The sequence below is a fragment of the Thiocapsa sp. genome, assembly GCF_022340925.1.
Taxonomy (GTDB): domain Bacteria; phylum Pseudomonadota; class Gammaproteobacteria; order Chromatiales; family Chromatiaceae; genus Thiocapsa.
In genome coordinates this window covers 1-5,954 of record NZ_JAJDNA010000130.1, presented here as the reverse complement: position 1 = coordinate 5,954, position 5,954 = coordinate 1, and the positions used below count along the sequence as shown (strand labels likewise).

Genomic DNA, 5,954 nt, shown 5'->3' with positions numbered 1-5,954 from the left:
CCATACGCGTAGTAGCGCGTCTGTGCGATCAGCTGCCCGATCAGACCGCGGAGCTTGAGGTGGTAGTGACGTCCGTTGTCGGTCCTCGCATTGGCGACGACGAATCCGATCCAGCCGATCGTGAGCAGGATGCCGGCGGTGTTGTGGACCACGCGGGCAGTCGCGAAAGGCATCAGCCAGTCGGTCCCGCTATAGTGCATGCTGACCCCCGAGAGGATCAGTGCCAGGAACAGGACGGCATTGGCCCAATGCCAGACGCGCAGCCACAGCGGATAGAGATACAGCGATGTCATCAGGCCCTCCCGTGCGCCCGGTGGGCGAGATAGCGCCCGATGCCGTGGGCCGTCAGCAGCAGGAAAACCAGACCCAGTATGATCAGGCTGAGTCGATCCAGCACCGGATCGCGGCTCATGCCGATCACGTAGGCCTCGTTGAAGACGGCCTTGGCGATCAGTCCGCGGCGCGCGATGTCTTCCTCCGACTGAAACTGGTAGAGCCGGGCCAGCAGCGTGCGGTCAGTCGAGTGACAGCCGACGCAATTCCGCGCACTCTCCTCGGCCGCCAGGATCTCGTGGCTCGCGTGGAGCGCGCCCGGGGTGTGGCAGTCTACGCAGCGGACCGCCTCCCAGTGGGCGTCGCGATTCGGCAGCCAGCCATGGCTGCCGCGGTGCGGTGCGATGAGCCCCTCATGACACGACAGGCAGACCGCGTTGTGATCGCGCACGATCTGCGTGACCGGCTCACCTACCTCGGCCGTTCGGAAGCGATGCGGGTCGTGGCAGGAGTGACAGCTGAATCCCGCCGCGCCCGGGTCGTCCGAGACGGCATGCACGCTGCGCTGGAACTCCGCGTCGATGTGCCCCCAGTCGCGCGCGAGATCGTCGCCGTCATCCCGGTGACAGCCGATGCAGTCGAACTCCTCGGGGGCCGGGCGTTCCGGATGCGGATAGCGGCGATAGCTGCGGCGATGACAGTCGATGCACGCCAGATTGCCGTGGACCGAGTGCGAGAGACCGCGGCGATCGATCGACAGGTCGACGATCGCGCCGTCCTCCGGGTTGCGGTAGGCGAGGGTCGTCATGGCGTGACAGCGCAGACAGGCGTGGCGGTCCGCGGCGGCCGCCGCGAGGACCGCGTCCACCTCATCTCCGCGCTGCTCCGGGGCCGCCGCTCCGAAGCGGGGAACGGAACCGGTGCCGAGCGCGAGAAGACACAGCAGGGTCAGGTGCAGCCGTCGCCGGCGCGGCATCGGCTCTGCTCCTCGCGGACGCGTCCCGCGAGGTGCGTCCCCAGCCCGGCCGATGCCTGCGGCTGTCCGCGCGCTTGTCATCTTCATCTGAGCTCCGGTTGACTGCAGGAGGCCCGAGACATCCTTGGCCGGTCGATTCAAGCGGGCCGTGCAACAGACGTCCGAGGGTTGCACCCGGTCACCTTCGGATACTGATGACATTGACCGCGACGCGGCGCCGGTGTTTCGGCACACGGCCGCCAGGGGCATGGGTCCGCGGCCACCGCCCTGCCAAGTTACCATCCCTGGCCTACCGGCGAAACGGCTCGTGCTTGGGGAATGGCAAAGGGGGCGGAAGGCGCGGCTGGCGGCCGGGCAGGCGCCGATCGGACCGTTCGACGAGTTCGCGTCAAGGGGCTGCGACCGATTGACCGTTCAGGCACACATTGCCCGGCTCCGATTCCTTCGGCACACTTAATCGCTCAGGTATTGCGGCTCCAGGGACGCCCTATGCACCGTTGGATCAAGGGGTGGATCATCGGCATCGCCAGCGGTGCGGCAGGCGCGATACTGGCCGTCTCGCCTCTTTACATGCCGTTGGAGCGAGCCCTGGGGTTGCCCTGGCTGTTGCGGATGCGCGGGCCGATCGATCCCCCGACCGGCGTCGCGGTGGTTGCGATCGATCGCCAGACCGGTCCGTCGCTCGATCTGGGTGAGCTGCCCGGCGATTGGCCCCGTTCCGTTCACGCCAAACTGATCGACGCACTGGTGCAAGCGGGTGCGTCCACCATCGTCCTGGATCTCGACCTTCGCCATCCCACGGACCCGCAGCAGGATCTCGCACTGGCGAGGGCGATGGCCGATGCGGGGCGCGTCGTCTTACGCGAAGAACCGCTCGGAGCGCGCCAGCCGATCTTCGAGCGGCAACGCGGGCAAGGAGGCCCGGTCCGGGGGGAGTCGTTCCAGCGGCCATTGCCCGCCTTCGCCCAAGCGGCGCGGGGACTCGGCCCCGATCCCCTCGACAGACCGCCGGGCCCGGTCGGGCAGTTCAGGGTCTTCGGCGCGGGGGCGAGCGCGGCGCCGACCATGCCGGCCGTCGCCCTCCAGGTCCAGGCACTCGGCGTCTACCCGCGCCTGCTCGCCCGCCTCAAATCCTCGGGAGTCCGGGCAGCCGCTGAGCTGCCGCAGCGCGTCGAGGCGATCGAGGGTCCCGAGGGGCTCCGCCGGCTCATGCTCGCGCTCCGCGGGATCTTCGTTCTGCATCCCGGTCTGCCCGGACAGCTGGCCGCCGGCTGCCCCGAGGGTGTCTCGGAGGCGGAGGATGCAGGCCTCGATCCGGGCCAGTTGATGGCCGCGCTCGGCGCCCTCTACGGGGGCCCCGCCGAGCGCCACCTAAATCTCTACGGCCCGCCCGGGACGATGACCACCATCCCCTATCAATCGGTCGTCAAGGGAGAGGCCACCGACCCTCCGCCCGAGGCACTCGACTTCACGGGCAAGGTCGTCTTCGTGGGGCTTTCCGGGCGACTGGGCCCGGGGCAGACGGATCCCGTTGATACGGTCTTCAGATGGGACGACGGTGTCGACCTCAGTCGCGTCGAGATCGCGGCAACCGCCTACGCAAACCTGTCGACTGACCGCTCCTTGAAGACCTTGGACGGTTGGGCCACGCCGGCCGGTCTCTTTCTCTTCGGCCTGTCAGTAGGCGCGATCCTGTACCTGCTACCGGCGATCATCGGTGTGCCCCTCGCCGTCGGTCTCGCGGTCCTGTTTGCCTTGGCTGGCCAATGGGGCTTCGCCCGGGCTGATCTCTGGCTCCCTGTCGCCACACCCCTCCTCGTCCAGTTGCCCTTCGCGCTCTCGTTCGGGTTGATCACGCAATACCTGCTTTTCGGGCGGCGGGCCAGGCACATCAGCCAGGCGATCAGCGATTACCTGCCCGAGGACGTCCATCTGGGGCTGGCGGCCCAGCGAGGGGATTCGCCCAGCCTGGATCGCGTCGTGTACAGCACCTGTCTGGCAACGGACATGTCCGGTTTTTCCACCGTCGCCGAGCAGATGGGCCCCGGCGAGCTTGCCAGGTTTCTGAACGACTATTTCGAGTCGCTCGCCGAGCCATTGAGGAGACACGGCGTCGCCGTCACCGAGTTTCGGGCCGACGCGATCATGTGTGCCTGGACCGGGGATCCGCTTGACCCGGACGTCCGCAAACGGCCGATCCTGGCCGCGTTGGATGCGGCGCAGGCCATCGCGGAGTTCAAGAACCGGCATCGCCTCGCGGGCGCGAGGCTGCGCATCGGCATGGAGTCCGGGGAGGTTTACGTGGGGCGCGCCGGTGGTGGTGGGCACTTCGTCTACAGCATCGTGGGAGACAGCGCCAACACGGCGTCGCGAATCGAGGGTCTGAACAGGTATGTTGGCACACAGATCCTGGCGACCCGCTCGGTGACGGCCGGATTCGATGATGCGCTGCAGCTGCGCGAGATCGGGCGATTCCGACTCCTAGGCAAGACGGACGTACTGCCGATCGTCGAGGTCTTGTCGCATCAGCTTGATGCGACCCCGGCGATGCGTGAGCTCTGTGAGCGCTTCGCCCAGGCGCTCGATCTGTTCCAGCGGGCCGAGTGGGCCAAGGCCGCCGAGCGCTTCAAGCTTCTGCTGGGTAGCTACCCCCAGGATGGCCCCACCGGGTTCTATCTGGATCTGTGTGACCGCTACATGAAAGGGCAGGCGACCAGCGAGGATCCGCGTGTCGTGACCATGAGCGCGAAGTAGGGCGCTCGGCGCGCCCGTCGCACGTCCTGGCGGCAGATTCCGTGACAACGTGCCGATACGGCCCTCGCTTCAGGCGAAGCCGCGCTCGGCGAGCAGCCCGAGGAAGCGCCGGATGTTCTCGCGCCCCTTGGTCTCGTAGCGAAGCTGGAACGGCACGGTGTTGAACAGGCGTGCCCGTCCAAGCAGCCCGCCGAAGAAGCGCGCCTTGGCGCGGCAATACTCCTCCTCCGATTTGTCCGGCTCCTCGGCACGGAGGTTGTCACTGTCCTCGAGAAACTGCGCCCAGGGCTTCGCCAGGCTGGACAGATCAATGTCCGCGATGAAGCGCTCGTCGCCGCCATCGGGGAGCGCGCGATGGGTCGTCGTCAGGATGAGCTGGCGGGTCTTGGTCACGCTGGCCGGGGCCATCGACGGGCCCAACACTCGCGCGAAGACGTCCGCGCTGCGCGATTCGTTGTCCCCGGCCCCCGGCTCGTACACCACATCGTGGAACCAGATGGCCAGCTCGAGCGTGTCCGGATCGCGCGCGACGGTCGCAGCCAGGTCCAGCGCGTGCAGACAATGATCGAGGTGCCCGATGTCGTGGTAGCGCCGATGCGGCTCGGTGTAGCCTTGCACCAGCGTCTCCCAAGCGGCGTCGGCGTCGTCCGGGTTGGCATTGCGCTCCACGCATCGCGACCAGAGCGCGCGAAAACGACGCTGAAGCCTCGCGAGTGAGACCTTTGCGCGGATGCCTGCGGGGGCTCGGTATTGGCTATCTTGATTCAAGCGATCATCCGCCGGATCGGCAGCTGTCGCGAAGAGTATCGCAGAACAGCGGCGGATCTTCTCCGCGCCCTTGTCTCAGGGAAACGCTGTTGCGTGTCCCGTTCGGGGCGGGAGGCCCGGCATGTTCAGGCGCCTCAGTCCCAGACAACGGAGCCTTCCGAGCATCGCGCCTCTCGGCAGGCGAGCTGATCCTGGCCAGGACGGCCGATCCATATAACCGGTAGTGCGTTCGCGACAGACCTGCCCACAGGTGGGGCAACCGCAGAGACCGGCGGACACCTCGACTGGCGGATGTCCTTGCTGGTGCCACATTGCCTGGACCGAGGAGCTCTCTGCCCAGCCGAGCGGTCGATCCCGATGTCTCAAGGGCCCTGGTATCTCAGGATGGCCAAAGTGACGTCGTCCGACGGGGGCGCTCCGGCGGTGAATTCCCTGACCGCGCGCTTGACGCGTTCCACGAGCTCCGCGGCGGATAGCGCGGGACGATCCCCGAGACAGGCCAGGAGTCGATCGGCGGAAAACGCCTCATGGGCACGGCTCATCGCCTCGGTGACGCCGTCGGTGTAGAGCACCAGGACGTCGTTTCTGCTCAACCTCAGCGAGGCGACCTCATAGACCGCGCCCTCGTCGACCCCGATCAGGATGCCCCTAGGTGGTGGCAGCGCCCGATAAACGATGCCCCGGTCGCCCTGGAGGATCGGGTCATGCCCGGCGTTGATGTAACGAACATGGCCGGTGCGCCGATTGACGATGGCGACGACCAAGGTCCCAAACATGCACGTCGGGTTATCCTGGCACAGCGTCGCGTTGACTTTGTTCAGGGCATCGTCGAGCGGCTGATCCTTGAGCAGCTCCGTGCGCAGCAGGGTCAGGATTCGGACCATGAAAAGCGCCGCCGGGACGCCTTTCCCCGAGACATCCCCGATGGCGAGGCAGCAGTCCTCGGCCCCGACCGGAAAGGCATCGTAGAAATCACCCCCAACGAGCTGCGCCGGCGTCATCTCCGCCGCGATCTCGATCTCGGGCGCGAGATCGAGATCGCGCGGCAGCATGCCCAGTTGTATCTCCTGGGCGATTCCGAGCTCTCTTTGCATCTGCTCGTATCGGAGCTGCTGCTCCAGGGCCTTCTGCATCGCCTCGGTTCGGGCGCGGAAGCGGTCCGCGAACAGCCGCACAAAGTTTC

5 protein-coding genes are annotated in these 5,954 nt (G+C 67.0%); 1 reads left to right on the top strand and 4 read right to left on the bottom strand.

What is annotated here, in order from left to right; all coding sequences use genetic code 11:
• Both LJE61_RS14835 and LJE61_RS14830 read right to left on the bottom strand, forming a co-directional pair.
• Positions 1-293: cytochrome b/b6 domain-containing protein (locus tag LJE61_RS14835; protein ID WP_296918845.1), on the bottom strand; the 293-nt coding region annotated here is incomplete at its 3' end.
• Positions 293-1,249, bottom strand: coding sequence for a nitrate reductase (locus tag LJE61_RS14830; RefSeq protein WP_296918843.1), 957 nt, complete (start codon positions 1,247-1,249; stop codon positions 293-295). The genes LJE61_RS14835 and LJE61_RS14830, both read right to left, overlap by 1 nt.
• 489 nt (positions 1,250-1,738) lie before the next feature.
• Here LJE61_RS14830 and LJE61_RS14825 point away from each other — a divergent pair, with 489 nt between their 5' ends.
• Complete coding sequence (locus LJE61_RS14825) at positions 1,739-4,003, top strand: CHASE2 domain-containing protein (RefSeq protein WP_296918842.1); 2,265 nt, start codon at positions 1,739-1,741, stop codon at positions 4,001-4,003.
• Positions 4,004-4,072: 69 nt separating this feature from the next.
• On the opposite strand, the gene LJE61_RS14820 is transcribed toward LJE61_RS14825, so the two are convergent.
• Together LJE61_RS14820 and LJE61_RS14815 are read right to left on the bottom strand one after the other, a co-directional pair.
• On the bottom strand, positions 4,073-4,771 hold the full coding sequence (locus tag LJE61_RS14820) for an HD domain-containing protein (protein ID WP_296912204.1): 699 nt from the start codon (positions 4,769-4,771) through the stop codon (positions 4,073-4,075).
• Positions 4,772-5,133: 362 nt separating this feature from the next.
• Positions 5,134-5,954: PP2C family protein-serine/threonine phosphatase (locus LJE61_RS14815; RefSeq protein WP_296918840.1), on the bottom strand; the 821-nt coding region annotated here is incomplete at its 5' end.

What these genes read in the sequence shown, in the direction of transcription:
- LJE61_RS14830 (WP_296918843.1), bottom strand. Translation starts at nt 1,249, where the DNA reads ATGCCGCGCCGGCGACGGCTGCACCTGACCCTGCTGTGTCTTCTCGCG.
- LJE61_RS14825 (WP_296918842.1), top strand. Translation starts at nt 1,739, where the DNA reads ATGCACCGTTGGATCAAGGGGTGGATCATCGGCATCGCCAGCGGTGCG.